The following is a 16,526-nucleotide window of genomic DNA, read 5'->3' as shown; positions in this document are numbered from 1 at the left end:
TAGCTCTACTCAAGTTACTTCCCATGGCAAATTGGTTACGCCTAGTATGGTGCCTATTGCTCTGGTCAACGTCATTACTAAGCCATGCAGATAGTAATACGTTGCAGCCGCAGCCCATATTAGTCGATGCACTCGAGTCTAATTACTCACTCTCGTTAGAACAGGCCATGTTCATGCCTGCGAACGAGTGGCTGCCGGTCAATCCATGTTGTATTAACTTAGGATTTTACAATGGTGAATACTGGTTTAGGGTAAATTTAGAACACATCGTACTACAGCAAAACTCCACATCGTGGATGTTAGAAATCGACTCTCCTCTGCTTGACTATGTTCAGGTATTTCACTTACGAGAACGCCAAGTCATTTTTGAAGCAAACATCGGCAATGCTTTGCCTTTTCACGATAGACTCGTCGACGTTCCCAACTTAGTAGTCCCCCTAAACGACTTGCGAACTTCCGATCAAATTTATATCCGAGTAAGTTCAGCCTCTGCTATTGAAGTGCCATTGCATTTATTCCATACCGATAAGTTCTGGCAAGCGCGTGCCGACCGCGTCGGTATCGCTTCTGCTTTTTACGCCATTATGCTAGCGATGATCATCTATAACGCACTGATCTTCCTTTTGACACGCGATGCGTTATTTTTATTTTACTCTTCCAGCTTACTCTCCTTTAGCTTTTTAATTGCTACCATTTATGGCTGGACCTATAAAATACTTTGGCCAAATTACCCTATATTTAATGATCATTTCCTTATGATCAGTATTGTTGCTACTTGTATCACATCTACCACTTTCAGCATCCGTTTTCTACGCTTAAAAGAAGAAGCACCAAGTATTAATAATTTAATAGTACTATTAAATTGGGTAGCGTTATTCAGCGGTATTGCTTCTATATTCGCTCCTTATGAAATCATGATTCGATTCTTGACAGGTCTTGGCGTAGTAATGTGTAGCCTAGGTATAGGCAGTGGCATTTTTTTAACAATTCAGCGCCGCTCTAAAGACTATCTATTATATTTGCTATCGATATTCTTGTTACTCAACGGATTTATCGTCTTTGCATTACAAAAATTCGCCGTACTTGATATCAATAAATATACGGTACATTCGGTAGAATTCGGGGTGATATTTCAAGTACTGGTACTCGCGATTAGCTTAGCTGAACGTCATAATCGCGAGCGGATTGCGCGCATACAGGCTCAAGAAAAAATCATCTCATTACAGCAAGAAGCTAACGATGCTTTGGATAAAAAAGTAAAAGAACGTACCGAAGATTTAGAGCAATTAAATTCTAAACTACAAGAAGAAACCATCACCGACGCACTAACAAGAGTGCGCAATCGCCGTTATTTCGATCAAAGGTTTTTCAGCTTATACCAAGACGCATTTCGCCAACACACATCGTTAGCTTTACTATTAATGGATATTGATCATTTCAAAAAATTCAATGATGTACACGGCCATCATGTCGGCGATTTAGTATTGCAGCAAGTAGCACAAACAATGCAAGACGCACTAAAGCGTCCGAGTGACACTGTCTATCGCTCGGGCGGTGAAGAATTTGCCATATTACTGCCGAATACAGATATCAGTGGCGCGCTTCAAGTTGCCGAAACAGTACGTAATGCGATTGCCAATTTATCACTGCGCCACCAGAACGAAGAGCTTTCAGTAACGATTAGTATCGGTGTTTGCGCGGGTATACCACACATTCGCAACTATCAAGAATTCATGTATCAACGAGCTGATAAAGCCTTGTATGCTGCCAAAGCAGCTGGTAGAAATTGTGTTAGAAGCATGACCTTACTCGGTCATCATGATGAAATATCATAACCGCATCCCCTATCAGATAAAGGAACACCCATGAATCTTAAAGTATTAGCCCTATGCCTGTTAAGTAGTGCAGCTGTGGCAGATTTTAAAGTCACCAGTAGCGATATTACGGCTGGTGAAGCAATGTCAAACGCGCAAGAGTTTAAAGGATTTGGTTGCAATGGAGACAACCTATCGCCGCAACTAAGCTGGACTCAAGGCCCTGACGACACCAAGAGCTATGCCATTACAGCCTACGATCCAGATGCACCAACTGGTAGTGGATGGTGGCACTGGCTGGTATTCAATATTCCTGCCGATGTTCATGAATTACCTACAGGTGCAGGAAGTGCTGAAGGTGAAGCATTGCCAGATGGCGCGATGCAAAGCCGAACGGACTACGGTAGTGTTGGCTTTGGTGGCGCTTGCCCGCCAAGAGGTGATCAAGCTCATCGTTATCAATTTACGGTCTTTGCTCTCGATACCGATAAATTAGATTTAGAACCCGACAGCTCAGGCGCACTGGTTGGCTATTTTCTCAATAGCCACGCACTGCAAAAGACAACACTTGAGGCGCTCTATCAACGCCCGTAAATCAAACTAACTGCCCAGCGCAATCCGCACAATTTCATTCTGATTGCGCAGGGCTTGTTGTTTTGATGGAAACAACTGCGCATCATTGAGAGTAATTAAACACACTCGCCCGTCACTCAAACCAACATACCCTGCACGATGCTCTTGTATGTAGGCACCATTCTGCAAGGTTAAACAAAAATCAGCAGGGATCGCGACTGAACGCAGCAGGCCATTTCCTAACGGATCTCCAACCATGCCGGCACGACTATAGACAGCAAGCCCATCGCTACTAATAACCAGCGCTTGTCCGTTAATTAATTCTGCCTCGTGCGCAAGCGCACCGGAGGGCAGAGTCACCATTTGATGACGTTTAATTAAATCGGAGCTATTTTCAATAAGCATACATACGACCTCAAAAAGTAAGTGCCATTATAAGCGCTTACTAACCAGTACTGCACTCGCGTTATTAACGTCAAACAAATCAAGCTTCCCGATCTGTAATGGTATGAATTATTTAGCCATCGAGGCATAAGTTCAGCCATACTGGCACTATCATTTTTTCACTCATAGATAGGACTGCATATGTCGAACTTAGTAAATATCGAAGGACAGCACGTGCCATCCGTTACTTGGGCAACACGTAGCGGCAATGATTGGGTCAATATCAATAGCGACGACCTATTTAAAGGACGCACAGTCGTTGTATTTTCATTGCCGGGAGCCTTCACACCAACCTGCTCCAGCACCCATCTACCGCGTTACAATGAACTTGCCAAAGTTTTTGCTCAGAATGGTATCGATGAGATTGTTTGCATCAGTGTTAACGACACATTCGTGATGAATGCATGGGCCGCCGATCAAGAATGCGGCAACATTCGTATGATTCCTGACGGCAATGGCGATTTCACCAAAGGCATGGGAATGCTCGTCGACAAAGCAGATCTTGGATTTGGTCCGCGTAGTTGGCGCTACAGTATGCTCGTACGTGACGGCAACATTGAAAAAATGTTTATCGAACCACAAAAGCCTGGCGATCCGTTTGAGGTATCCGATGCCGATACCATGCTCAACTACATCAATTGCAATGCTGCATTACCTCAGTCAGTGGCACTTTTTACCAAACCCGGCTGCCCATTTTGTGCAAAAGCGAAAGAAGCATTACAGCAAGCAGGGCTGGAATATGAAGAGATTCTGATGGGACGCGATGCCAGTATAACCTCGTTGCGAGCAGTATCTGGGCGTGAAACCGTACCCCAAGTTTTCATTGGTGGCAGTCATATTGGCGGCAGTGACGATCTCGAAACTTGGTTAGCTCAACAATAATAGCCAACTGTTTTGGCTCAGTTTTTTGAGTCAAAACAGTTCAATATCACCCGCATCGCTAGCGCCTCGTCTTTTGCGCTCTCGCTCATTCGCTTCCGACAAGACCAAATCCTTTAAATCATTAAATTCGCTTTCGTTGAGAGCACTGATATCCAGCGACTGAAATGTCCGCTTTAAAGCAACATGGGCTTGATAGCAATATTGATGCGCAGGGCCTTGATTAGGCACAGTTACACCAGTCGTACCAAAGACCAACTTGTTACAAAAAACACAATTCAAAGACATAATGTCTTAACCGCGCCTAACTTGAGGAGTTACTTGCAGTGTAGTTGAGGAATAATATTTTTCGCTAAAACCGGTCTGTAAGATTCACGAAGAATGAACAAATCAACCATTCTTCGTGAGCTCTCACTAGCGACCGTCAGTATCGAATATTTGCTCAATCTGATTACCGGCATGATCTTCAGCGTGCAAAGTCCAGCGAGTGCTATTTGCTCTAATCGGACAAGTAACGTTGAAGTGACCTATATAGGATACGTAGCCTTCGCAAACGTCGCCCATTGGGCTTTGCAGCCACACACGTTTGATACCTAAACCGTCGTCATACAACATACCCGTGAGTGTTGGCTCTCCCTCTAGCCAATGGGCATCCTCCAACACCGGTGGTTCATGATCTGGATAAGACGATGCTGACCGCGGATCGGTGCCCTCTGCCAATTCTTCGTTATTCGAATAGCTGTCACCATCTAAATCAGAATCGCTGTTATCCCCAATTCCATCACCATCTAGATCGGCCCACTCCAAGCGATTATCTGGGAATAAATCACTACCATTGGTTACGCCGTCGCCGTCGCGATCATCATCAATAGCATCAGGTAAACCGTCACCATCTTGGTCACGAGGACGGCTTCCAGCGTCATAAGGATCAGTATTCAACCGTACTTCGTAGGTGTTGATAATACCGTCACCATCAATATCGCCGTCTGTGTTGTCACCGATACCATCGTTATCGGTATCAGCCCACTCAGTGCGATCACGAGGGAAGCGGTCAAGAGTATTCAGATAACTATCACCATCAATATCATCATCCAGTTCATCCGGAATACGATCACCATCTAAGTCTGGTGGTACATGGGTACTGTCCAAATGCCGATAACCCAATCGAAGCTCATACTCGTTCGAAATTAAATCGCCATCGATATCGAGATCACTGTTATCACCAATGCCATCACCGTCCATATCATGCCATTCACTGGCATCCATTGGGAAAGCATCCGCTCCGTTCAGGTGAGTATCTCCGTCGATATCATCATCTACGACGTCCGGAATACGATCACCATCCATATCGGGTGGCACTGAGTTAGGATCGGATGGGTCTGTACCGGCACGCAACTCATAGGCATTACTAATACCATCACCGTCACGATCTGGATCGGTATTGTCACCGATGCCATCAAGATCCGTATCGAACCATTCGGTCGGGTCACGCGGGAACATATCCATTACGTTTGACAGTGTGTCACCGTCCATATCACTATCAAGCGCATCCGGAATTCCGTCGCCATCCATATCCTCAGGCTTACTATTAGCATCGTACGGATCGTAACTGAGTGAGCGTTCAAACTCGTTATTAATGCCGTCGTTATCTAAATCTTGATCGCTGTTATCACCAATGCCGTCACCGTCAAAATCGAGAGATTCGCTAGGATCATAAGGGAAGGCATCGTCGTCGTTTAATACACCGTCATCGTCGATATCGGGATCAACAACGTCAGCTAAGCCGTCGCCATCGAGATCCGCGGGCTTGCTGCTGGCATCGAGATCATCACTATTCGCCAGCGCTTCGATTTCTTTGCTGAAACCGTCATTGTCTCTATCTGTATCTAAATTATCGCCAATACCGTCGCCATCGGTATCTAGCCATTCAGTTGCATCTTTGGGGAAAGCATCGAGATTATTTTCGGTACCATCACCATCAACGTCAGAATCAAAATAATCCGGCATACCGTCACCATCGGTATCCGCAGGGCGACTGCTAGCATCCAAGGCATTCGTGCCAAGATGCATTTCCAATACGTTGGCAATGCCGTCGTTATCTGCATCCGCATCTTCGTTGTCCGGAATACCATCACCATCGGTATCAGCCCAAGCTGCTGAATTGTCTGGGTAAAGATCTTTGGCATTGCTGACGCCATCGCCATCACGATCGTCATCAAGCATATCAGGGACGCCATCACGGTCGGCATCGCGCGGCACGGAAAACTGATCATCGGGATCGGTGTTAGCCAGCACTTCTAATTTATTACTGATGCCATCGCCGTCTTTATCCGGATCGGAATTATCGCCAATACCATCGTGATCCATATCGGCATGTTCGGCGGCATTAAGAGGAAAGGCATCCTCATTATTTTTATAGCCGTCGTTATCCATATCGTCGTCGAGCAAATCCGGCCAGCCATCACCATCGCTATCTTTCGGACGAGAGCGAATATCGTTGGGGTTATAGCCCAGCTTTTCTTCTAAATCATTGCGCACGCCATCGCCATCACGATCAAGATCGGCATTGTCGCCTACACCGTCGCCATCCGTGTCTCGGTATTCGCTGCCATCTAGCGGAAATGAATCTCGTTGATTGGGCACGCCATCGTTATCAATATCGTCGTCGATGGCATCGGGAATACCATCCTCGTCGGTATCAAATTGATCTGGAACATCGGGGTCGGTACCGCCCGTCTGCTCCATAAAATTAGACAGGCCATCGCCATCACGATCAGTATCGAGATGATCTGGAATTCCATCGCCATCTATATCATTTAGCGCAGCAAAACTGAGTGAGCTAACCAGTGATAACGAAAGTAATAATGTGGAATAGTAGCTGCGCATAAGGCTCTTATTATTCTGAAGGTTCACCGACCGTTGGGGTCAAACTGTGCTGACATTGCACACCGCGATTTTTTTCGTCAACTAAAATACCAGCCACTGCATTACCATTGGTAGGGCGCAGCAAAATATAGCCATCGACACAAAAGGCTTCTTTACCCGACATTTTTGGTGATACCTTAACTTCGTGTTCTGGGCTTAGCGATAATAATTTAAACTCAGAAATTAAAGCTGTATCAGCATCTTTAGGATGTTGAATAAAGCCGTAATATTCCAACGCTAAAGCTGCGACGATAATACCGCCCATAAAACTTAAGATGCACCATTTGGCGATATCTTGTTCTTCTGCTTCAGGGGTATTTTGTTGTTCAGTCATGCTTAGGCTCCGCCGCTTTTGGCTCTGTAACTATGTCTTTTCCCCACGCTGGCATCAGTGTTTGAGGAAGTTCTAATTGGCCAAGAATTCTAGCCACAATAAAATCGATTAAATCAGTTATTTGTTTTGGCTCATGATAAAACCCCGGACTGGCAGGAAGAATAACAGCCCCCATACGGGTAAGGTTTAACATATTTTGCAGGTGTATTTCCGAGTACGGCGTCTCACGCGGCACTAAAATTAGCTTTCTGCGTTCTTTTAGCGCTACATCTGCGGCTCGCTCGATAAGATTATTGCTGGCACCAGTAGCAATAGCGGATAAGGTTCCGGTACTGCAAGGACAAATAACAACCGGACCTGGTTGGCCAGAACCGGATGCCCAAGGGGCCATCCAATCTTCGTTACCAAATACTCGTAAGCGCTCGGCATCAACTCCGTAGCGCGCCTGCAGTGCCGCCGCTGCTGATTGTGGCTTAGCCGACAGAGTAACGTCTGTTTCTGTGGCAAGCACCAGCAAAGCCGCCTTCGAGATCATCACATCAACATGACAGTCGGCGGCTAATAACACTTCAATGAGACGCAAGGCATACAACGAGCCAGAAGCGCCGGTAAGCGCTACACAAATACGCTGCACGCGATTGCCATTCACCGTCGTCATTTATATCCACCCACTAGCGCTGCCAAACGTTTTGACACCCCCTGAAAACTACCATTGGACATACATACAATCCAATCTCCCGGACGAGCATCCGCGACTACCGCTGTCACAAGCTCATCGAGATCGCTATATACTTGCGCCGGAATATCACAGCGCTCGGCAACCTCTGCTAGAGACCAACCCATATCCGCGGGTTGAAACCAAAATGCCTTATCAGCACTAGCAACGGATCCGGCCAGCTGATCCTTATGGTGTCCGAGTTTCATGGTATTTGAACGCGGCTCTAGTATCGCGAACAAGCGTCCGCCATTAGGCTGTTTCGTACTTTGTTGCGCCTTAGCACCAGCCAGCGTTGTCGCAATTGCCGTTGGGTGATGGGCAAAGTCGTCGTAAACACGAATAGAGGAATCACCGGACACGCATTCCATTCGACGCTTTACCGACTGAAACTGACCCAGTGCTTCCGCGCTAACAATAGGAGTAACCCCCATATGCCGTGCCGCCACCATAGCAGCGACTGCATTACGGACGTTATGTAATCCACTTAACGACCAGTTTACGTGTGCTGTATCTTCGCCCTGATACATAACACTAAAGCGACTAGCATCATCACTATCCAAACGCCATTGCCATTCACAGGCACTCGTGCCTAGATTCTGCTCTATGCGCTGAACCGGTGTCCAACAGCCTTGTTTAAGTACTCGCTCCAACGCTTCCTCACCTGCCGGTAACACTATTTGCCCTGAGGCAGGAATAGTGCGAACAAGATGGTGAAACTGGCGTTCAATCGCAGCTAAATCGGGGAATATATCGGCGTGATCATACTCAAGATTATTCATAATCACAGTACGAGGCTGGTAATGAACGAACTTAGAACGCTTATCGAAAAAAGCCGTATCGTACTCATCGGCCTCAATCACAAAAAATGGAGAGTCGCCCAAACGTGCTGAAACGCTGAAGTTTTGCGGCACGCCACCGATTAAATACCCGGGTTTCATACCCGCATACTCTAGGATCCAAGCCAACATACTCGCCGTGGTTGTTTTGCCGTGCGTACCAGCAACAGCAGCAACCCAACGTCCTCGTAAAACAAATTCGCCTAACCATTGCGGTCCTGAGATATAAGGAATACCTCTATCCAACACATACTCAACCGATGGATTCCCACGGGACATGGCATTGCCAATAATAACGAGATCGACATCAGTAGGAATGCCTTCGGGCGCAAAGCCTTCTGTCAATTCAATGCCAGCGGCTAGCAATTGATCGCTCATTGGCGGGTAAACCCCCGCGTCAGAACCCGAAACGTCATGACCTAGTGCTTTGGCCAATTGAGCAAGAGACCCCATAAAGGTGCCACAAATGCCCAGAATGTGCAGTCGCATCTTCCCTACCGCTTTAGGATTAAACCGTTAGTGTACTGCCCCTTTACCGCGGAGCAAGCACTAACATCAAGGGAAGCTGTTAATAATTCAATGCCTCCACTTCGCTCTAAGAAAGCCGGTGATGGTGAACATAGCCTGCCATTCCTATTTAAGTGTGAGCTATGGCCATAGGATTATCGGTCTAAGCGCTGAATTTCCCCAGAGTTTCAGGTAGTATGCGCGCCAGTTTACCCTTTTGCTTACCGATGAGGACGATAACATGCAACGCTTACGGACGTTTTTGGATGGCCATTGCGACAATACCGCTGTGGTAGAGATCATTGATGGACTTATGGTTGCGTGCAAAGACATTGCCTATCGTCTACACCTTGGTTCACTTGCTGGCGTACTTGGCAGTGCCGAACAAGAGAATGTCCAAGGGGAATGCCAAAAGAAATTAGATGTTATCTCTAACGACTTAATCAAGGATTGTCTTGCTGCCATTCCTAGCGTCAAAGGCTTGGCCAGCGAAGAAGAAGAATTACCAGTAGCATGTAATGCCAGCGGTGAATATTTGGTCTTGTTCGATCCATTAGACGGCTCCTCCAACATCGATGTAAACGTCACCGTCGGTACTATTTTTTCGATATTGAAGGCCGCCGCGGATTCCGACGCTGCTACCGAAGCTGCGTATTTGCAATCAGGTAAACAGCAAGTTGCTGCCGGGTACGTACTCTACGGACCATCAACTTTACTCGTACTGACAACGGGTGATGGCGTCTTTTCCTTTACACTGGACCCGCGCATCGGCGAATTCGTATTAGAGCGCCAAAATATTCGTATATCTGAAACGACTCAAGAATTTGCCATCAATATGTCAAACCAACGTTTCTGGCTGCCTGAAATGCAACAATACGTTTCTGATTTATTGCAAGGCGAAGAAGGTCCCTTGGGTAAACGCTATAACATGCGTTGGATTGCATCTATGGTTGCAGAAATTCACCGCATTCTGACCCGCGGTGGTATTTTTATGTACCCATACGATAGCCGCGATCCTGGCAAGCCAGGTAAGCTGCGTTTAATGTATGAAGGCAATCCAATGAGTATGCTAGTAGAGCAAGCAGGCGGTATGGCCTCCACCGCTTTCGAAAACATTATGACGGTTAAACCCGAAGGTATTCATCAACGTGTATCCGTTGTTATGGGTTCATCTCAAGAAGTAGAAACAGCGATCAGTTATCACGTAAAAAACTAATGCATTCGCGTTAATTAAACAGAAACGGCAGATACTAATCTGCCGTTTCTGTTTGTTTCAACCATCGATTTAACATATCTCTAATATTGTCTAGGCGAATTGGCTTCGCCATATAGTCATCCATACCAGCATCAATGCACCGCTGCTCTATTTTATCCGTGGTATTTGCCGTACAAGCGATAATCGCCCCTGGAAACCCATATTTTCTTAGCTGCTCGCTGGTCTCAAAACCATCCATTCCCGGCATTTGGCAGTCCAGCAGAATAAGATCAAAATGCCGTCCCTGATGCTGAATTAAACTTATGCAGTCTTCGCCAGAACCAACCGAACTGATTTGGATATCGGGAGCGACTTTGTTCAACATCTTTTCAGCCACTTTTAAATTGACTTCGTTGTCCTCGACAATCAGGATTTTGCCGCGGGCTACTGATGTTGACGCTGCCTTAGCCGAAGATTTTTCATTACTCTTTGGTGATAGTAAGGGAATAGTAACAGAGACGCAGGTACCGCCACCGGGGTTGTCTTCAAACGCGATATGCCCAGCTAATATTTGGCTAATATGATGACAAATCGTCAAACCCAATCCTAGGCCATCGTAACGACGATTAAAGGAAGAGCTTACTTGGGAAAAAGCTTCGAGCACTTGGCTTTGCTGATCGGCTGGAATACCAATCCCCGAATCCCGTACAACAATTCGAAGCTCTTCGCCGTCATCGCGCAGATATTGCAACTCAATAACGACAACACCTTGCTCGGTGAACTTTAGGGCATTATCCGATAAATGTCGTAATAATTGCCGAACCAAAGACTTCGGTAAATAAATCTCCGTCTGCAAAAAAACAGGATCAATATCAACGATTAAAGATAAGCCCTTACGACTTGCCTTGATTCTTAAATCGGCAAACAGTGGCTCCATGACTTTAGCGATATCGCAATATGCATAAACCACCGGCAACTGACTACTATCAGTGTCGACAACGACCATGACATCATCGAGCAACTGAGTTAAGTGCGCCAGTGACGTATCAGCATGCCTTTTTTGATCATTAAATTCCGTTTCCGAACTACTCTGATCCATAAGTTGTAGCATACCAACCGCGCCATTTAATGGTGTCCGCAGTTCATGGCTCATCATGGATAAAAACTGACTTTTAGCCTGACTGGCTTCCCGCGTTTTCTGCTGTTCTTGCAGCAATTGACTAGTAAAGCGTTCATGCTCTGCTTCCGCTTTTTCTAAGGTTAACGCCAGTCGATTACCATCATCTTGCAAGTTACCTATTTCTGCACCGTCGTTTACATCAATTCTGCGCCAGTTTTCTCCGCGAGCTAATTGGCGAATAAAACTGGATAAAGATTCCAGTGGCCGCACAATCGTCATCCCCATGTAACGACCAATAAGCGCTGCTAAAATAACCACCGCTAAACCAGTCAGTAACGACTGCCGTAAAATAGAAAGTTCTCGATCGCGGCCAAAACGATCTGTCATACCCAACTCGATATAACCGAGTTCTTGAATGGTACGATCATCCTCATTAAAACTAGAAAATTCGCTCAGAGAGACAATTTCGCGATTAATATCACTATGCAGTAAGCGCACTTCCGATAAGCTCAACCCTACATAGGAATCAGAGTGGCGATCAATCACTAGCTCGCCATTGGCATTACTAATTCGTACCGTCACTATTGCAGGCTGAGCCAACGCCGCATCAATAAGTGGCATTAATAATTCATAATTACCTGAAATCAGTGGGTATTCTGCCGATGCCCCGATATTCTCAATCATTAAACGTGCGATGCTCTCGTTCTCACGATGCACGTCAGACCAGCGCTCCATCATGTGCAAAGCGGTGAGTAAGGCAACCGTCAACAGCACTGGCAAAGTGCTGAGTAGCATAATTCGACGACGAATCGACCAATCACGGAAGTTCATGACGATTCTCCTCCGCTTTCATCAATGCCTTAACTGCATCATTAACATTCGGCAAAGATAAATTTAACGACCGCCCGACCTGCTCGTTGTAGCGCACTTGAAAATATGGATTGTAGTCCTGTTTAGCCCATTGTTTGTTATTTAAACCTGCAGATAAAATTTCAATTAAGCGTTTGCTAACATCATCTAAGTCGCTGTAAGTAGATGCTAGCGATCCTGCTTTTATATAAGCACTTGAAGGTCCGATTAAGGGTCGATTCTGTCGATAGGCTGTTATTAAAATATTTTTGATATTGCCAGGACTGTATAACTCGCTATCGTACACCCCCACCAAAGCTTGATTGTCAGCAAGTAATTCAATCAATGTACGATTTAAGTTATTGAGATCCGAAAGTGGATAAATATTAACAAACTCTTCGCGCTGCACCTTAGCGACTTCATCTGCCGCGCTTGCTGCAAAGGCATCTGAAACTAAGACACCGAGACGTACATCAAAACCTAGCAGAATTTTGCTGAGCGTAATTTGACGAGATAAAGGCGGCTCCACATAGATGGCAGACTTTAATAGTGCAGAACGCCGCTGCGCACTCTCGCGGCTAACGAACACTGCGACCACAGGGCTATCCGTAGGCGTTTGCCATGCTTCAAGAACAGGTTCACCTAGCAATACAATCGCATCAAAGCTAGACCAATCGACTTGTTTATCGCCTAGCGTTAATAACTGGGAGGGGATCTTCAGGCCCTGAGCAATGGTTTTTGCCAACTGCTCGGCCATAGGCTGGCGTTCGCGCACGACCAAAGCAATATCGGCAATGCTCGCTGCGCTAAATAGCAACGAACACCACAGAACAAGAATCGCCTTACGATGCCAGAACGGTTTCAGAGCATCCATGCACATCATCCATGTCAAAAAGTAATTCCGGCCCGAAAGGAGTAGATATCATTAACAGCATAGACCTGATCTGGGTAAACAAGCCGAGAATCATCAACTAAATGATGCCAAAACAAGCCTACTTCTGGTTTATAGCCATTCATATCCCAAGTTTTGGTCAAATTGGCTTCAAACCGGCGAAAATCAACCCCCTTATTCTCTAAATCGTTGTAACCATCATGCCAGAAATAAGTCAGAGTCGAGCCCCAATTATTGCCATCATGATGCCAACTAACGTTATTGCTCCACTCCGCGCTTAAGCGCCGTTCAACTTTCGCGAGGCGATCAATTTCCTTAGCGTCTAATGGGCTGGTATCACCTAGGCGGACAGCAGCATCCACATACGCTCCAGACCACCACAACCAGTTATTTCGACTGAATTGCCAATTTAATTGCCAATCAACCCCTTTAACATCCATCTTAGTATCCGACGCGATATACACAGAGTTAAGCGCAATAGTATTGGATATCAACTGGCTAAGACGGTCTTTATACACCTTAACGTCTAGCTCTAAATTTAATTCCGGCAACTTACCGTAATAACCAAGCTCAACACTGGTAATCTTTTCATGATCAAGCTCTCGCGTATCCGGCACTTGATTCATAAAGAAAACACCATCATCTAAATTTAGATAATTGTCGGTCAAATCATACAAAGTAACGGCGTAATTTGGCTTCTTCTCTAGCAAGTCTGGCGAGCGCACAGCTTGCGAATAAACCAGACGCAAACTCTGTTGTTGAGTTAACAGTAGATTAGCCGCAACCCGCGGAGAAAAGGCGCTATCATTCGAATCTTCCTGTTCATACATACCGCCAATATTAAAAACCAAATGAGAAAATGCCTGCCATTCACCATTGGCGAACATACGATAGGTATCGTTGTGCACAGCACCCTTAAAGTAGGTCATTGAATCGGCGCTGTCGCGACGATAACTAATGCCAGAAACCGTACGCAATGCGGGCGTCCACTGCATGGTATCCTGCCACTCGATGTCATAGCGATCTTCGCGCACATTAAAATTACCAGCACCACATGCCAATTGTCCTAGTTGCGAGAAGTCACTGCCATTGTAGGCATTACCGAAGGCGACAGCAGCAGCATCTAAGTCACTTTGCTGTAGGGTGTAGGTTTTTCCTAGGTTCTCCTCAATCAATTGCTCCACTTGTTCAGGCGTAAGCGAGTTGGTGGCTATACCGCCAACCAAATAATTAGCCGCCGCCAACGTCTGCGGAGTCGTGTTGCTATCGGCATAGATACTTGGCACCCCCAGCGCAACAAATTGCGTCCATTCAGGGTTCGTACGATACTCGTCCAACAAAACAGGATCGAATGATGTGGTCGAACCGCAACTAGACGTCTCTTGAGTGCGGTGATCGGTTTGCCAATATGCCTGCAAATGAGAAAAGTGATCCTGGTTAAATTCGTGAATTAACTTACCCATCACAAATCCTTGACGCGTGATTTGATCAGGATAGTCCGTATCAAAATCACTTTTACGAATATCTGTGTTGCCGTACTTGTACGCTGCTTCCCAATTCAATTGAGTACTTTCACTGATGTCATGATCATAATAGAGGCTGGCAAAGCCATGACGGCGAGAATCGTGCCAATCATCTTCGCCATTGGTTGCATCGCGGCCGTCAAAACCATTGTCCGAATTTTGCTGCAGTGTTAAGCGATAGGCATCATCACTGACCCTATCAGAATGACTGAATAAGCTATCCTCGACCCCCTGATTACCTTTGCGAAAGCGCAAAGTCGTTCCTTGAGTGTCAGCCGCGTGTTTAGTCACTATGTTAATCACCCCAAGAAACGCATTCGCGCCATAACTGGCTGCGTTAGGTCCGCGCACCACTTCTACACGTTGAATATCTTCCATAGCAACTGGAATATCGTCCCAAATAATTTGAGCGATAGCCGCTTTAAATACTGAACGACCATCCACAAGCACTTGCATACGACGCATAATGTTGGGGCTTGACGCGTGATAAGCTACCGCGCGATTGTTTTGATCATCACCATGACCAACAAACATCCCGGGCACAAAACGCATAAGCTCCGGGATAGTTCTCACTCCCCAAGCCTCGATTTGTTTCGCTTCAATCACCGTGATACTGGCTGGCACTTCAGCTCGAGGCTGCTTTAAACGCGCAGCAGTGAGTGCAACAGGAATATCATCTTGCAGAGCCAAGCCGCCGAAGTCGCCATCGGTTAAAGGATCAAAGGCAGCCATATCATCGGCCAACGCATCGGCACTGATGGCTAGCGAGGCTAAAATAAGACCGGAAAATATCTTGTTCTTCAAAAGCATGTGTACCTGCTACTTTGGTGATCTTTGTTAGTGCACCACACTCCATCGCCGGCACGGGGGATACTATTTACGACTTAATCAAACCACTAATAACTATTAGCATAGCAGGTGATCTAAAGTCATTCTTCATTCACTCAAACTATCCATCGCCACAAGAATACGCGTGGTGACAATGATACAGAGATCAATAAGGGATTCCTATTCATCTACGCTAAATGCCAGTCCTTCTGCGAACAGGAACAACCGCCCAATCAAAAATTCTATAATTACTGTTCAGTTTTTTTAATGCTAGCCACAACGGTATCTACATCGGGTAAATTTAAATTAAGAGAACGGGCCACCTGATGATTATAGCTAACAGAGAAATACGAATTATAGTCTGGTTTAGCCCAATCATTATGACCTAGCCCTTTTAGTAAAATTTCACTCAAACGCCGAGCAACATCCGTTAGATCACTATAAGTTGACGCTAAAGCGCCCGCATTAATATAGGCGTTCGATGGGCCTATCAAAGGAACATTATGTCTATAGGCAGTAATTAATATGTTTTCAATATTTTTAGCACTATAGATATTTAAATCATACTGACCGATCAATACCCGACTATCCGCAAGCAAGTCGATCAACGCTCTATTGAATGAGTCATACTCGTCAATATTATACAGCTTAATTTTTGAAGATTTAGGGAGCTTACTAACTTCCAGAGAAAGACGCTTAGAATCATTTTTTAAAATAAGAATACCTAAGTTTTCCGCTTCACCTAAAATTAAGCGCGCCAAAGCAACTTGCCGTCTCAATGGAGGTTCAACGAAGATCGCACTGCTTAAAAAGGAGGCATTTTCAACGGCCACTCTACCACTAAGAATACTAACTACTGGAACATCGTTCGCCAAATTCCATGTCTCTAGCGGCCCATCACCCACCAATACGACGCAATCATAAACAGAATGCTCAAACTGTTCGGCCAAAACTACGGTAGCGGTAAAACCGGTTTCATTAGCTACTTTTTGCGCTAGCACATTCACTGCCGGAATTACTTTCTGCACCACAATAGCGACTTTTTCTGCCCATAATGAAGAAGAATAAATCAGCAAAATACCAATCAAG

The 16,526-nt window shown here is 45.7% G+C and carries 14 protein-coding genes; 4 read left to right on the top strand and 10 right to left on the bottom strand.

Annotated features, from left to right (window positions below; all coding sequences use genetic code 11):
• Nucleotides 1–23 precede the first annotated feature (23 nt).
• Together TOL_RS03280 and TOL_RS03275 are read left to right on the top strand one after the other, a co-directional pair.
• The gene (locus TOL_RS03280) at nt 24–1,835 is read left to right on the top strand and encodes a sensor domain-containing diguanylate cyclase (protein WP_015485851.1); all 1,812 of its coding nucleotides are present in this window, start codon (nt 24–26) and stop codon (nt 1,833–1,835) included.
• 30 nt (nt 1,836–1,865) lie between these two features.
• Nucleotides 1,866–2,408, top strand: coding sequence for a YbhB/YbcL family Raf kinase inhibitor-like protein (locus TOL_RS03275; RefSeq protein WP_015485850.1), 543 nt, complete (start codon nt 1,866–1,868; stop codon nt 2,406–2,408).
• Nucleotides 2,409–2,414: 6 nt separating this feature from the next.
• Here the strand turns inward: TOL_RS03275 and TOL_RS03270 are convergent, their stop codons facing one another.
• Nucleotides 2,415–2,792 (bottom strand): hypothetical protein, encoded by a 378-nt coding sequence (locus TOL_RS03270; protein WP_015485849.1) that lies wholly within the window; start codon nt 2,790–2,792, stop codon nt 2,415–2,417.
• A gap of 180 nt (nt 2,793–2,972) precedes the next feature.
• On the opposite strand from TOL_RS03270, the gene TOL_RS03265 reads away from it, so the two are divergent.
• Nucleotides 2,973–3,713, top strand: coding sequence for a glutathione peroxidase (locus TOL_RS03265; RefSeq protein ID WP_015485848.1), 741 nt, complete (start codon nt 2,973–2,975; stop codon nt 3,711–3,713).
• Between the two features lie 30 nt (nt 3,714–3,743).
• Here TOL_RS03265 and TOL_RS19130 read toward each other — a convergent pair whose 3' ends face one another.
• From TOL_RS19130 to mpl, 5 genes are all read right to left on the bottom strand, one after another.
• Nucleotides 3,744–3,998, bottom strand: coding sequence for a hypothetical protein (locus TOL_RS19130; RefSeq protein WP_015485847.1), 255 nt, complete (start codon nt 3,996–3,998; stop codon nt 3,744–3,746).
• Between the two features lie 126 nt (nt 3,999–4,124).
• Nucleotides 4,125–6,596, bottom strand: coding sequence for a thrombospondin type 3 repeat-containing protein (locus tag TOL_RS03255; protein ID WP_015485846.1), 2,472 nt, complete (start codon nt 6,594–6,596; stop codon nt 4,125–4,127).
• A gap of 10 nt (nt 6,597–6,606) precedes the next feature.
• Entirely contained in the window at nt 6,607–6,969 is a 363-nt protein-coding gene (locus TOL_RS03250) for a PA3694 family proteiin (RefSeq protein WP_015485845.1), read from the bottom strand.
• A complete protein-coding gene (locus TOL_RS03245) occupies nt 6,962–7,627 on the bottom strand; it encodes a flavin prenyltransferase UbiX (RefSeq protein WP_015485844.1) in 666 nt (221 codons plus the stop codon). The genes TOL_RS03250 and TOL_RS03245 overlap by 8 nt, the downstream gene beginning before the upstream one ends.
• A complete protein-coding gene (gene mpl / locus TOL_RS03240) occupies nt 7,624–9,012 on the bottom strand; it encodes a UDP-N-acetylmuramate:L-alanyl-gamma-D-glutamyl-meso-diaminopimelate ligase (protein ID WP_015485843.1) in 1,389 nt (462 codons plus the stop codon). The genes TOL_RS03245 and mpl overlap by 4 nt, the downstream gene beginning before the upstream one ends.
• Before the next feature lie 259 nt (nt 9,013–9,271).
• On the opposite strand from mpl, the gene TOL_RS03235 reads away from it, so the two are divergent.
• Nucleotides 9,272–10,246 carry a class 1 fructose-bisphosphatase gene (locus TOL_RS03235; RefSeq protein ID WP_015485842.1) on the top strand — a complete coding sequence of 325 codons (975 nt, stop codon included), beginning with the start codon at nt 9,272–9,274 and terminating at the stop codon, nt 10,244–10,246.
• Nucleotides 10,247–10,280: 34 nt separating this feature from the next.
• Here TOL_RS03235 and TOL_RS03230 read toward each other — a convergent pair whose 3' ends face one another.
• The 4 genes from TOL_RS03230 to TOL_RS03215 all read right to left on the bottom strand — a co-directional run bounded on the left by TOL_RS03230 (nt 10,281) and on the right by TOL_RS03215 (nt 16,525).
• Entirely contained in the window at nt 10,281–12,176 is a 1,896-nt protein-coding gene (locus TOL_RS03230) for an ATP-binding response regulator (protein ID WP_015485841.1), read from the bottom strand.
• Nucleotides 12,163–13,068, bottom strand: coding sequence for a hypothetical protein (locus tag TOL_RS03225; RefSeq protein ID WP_015485840.1), 906 nt, complete (start codon nt 13,066–13,068; stop codon nt 12,163–12,165). Before TOL_RS03225 ends, TOL_RS03230 begins: the two co-directional genes overlap by 14 nt.
• Before the next feature lie 14 nt (nt 13,069–13,082).
• A complete protein-coding gene (locus tag TOL_RS18120; protein WP_015485839.1) occupies nt 13,083–15,419 on the bottom strand; it encodes a TonB-dependent receptor plug domain-containing protein in 2,337 nt (778 codons plus the stop codon).
• A 266-nt stretch (nt 15,420–15,685) separates the two neighbouring features.
• Entirely contained in the window at nt 15,686–16,525 is an 840-nt protein-coding gene (locus TOL_RS03215; RefSeq protein WP_144055323.1) for a hypothetical protein, read from the bottom strand.
• Nucleotide 16,526 lies beyond the last annotated feature (1 nt).

This window comes from Thalassolituus oleivorans MIL-1 (assembly GCF_000355675.1).
GTDB lineage: Bacteria > Pseudomonadota > Gammaproteobacteria > Pseudomonadales > Oceanobacteraceae > Thalassolituus > Thalassolituus oleivorans.
The sequence above is the reverse complement of the archived record's forward strand: the minus strand, read 5'-3'. Positions and strand labels throughout refer to the sequence as shown.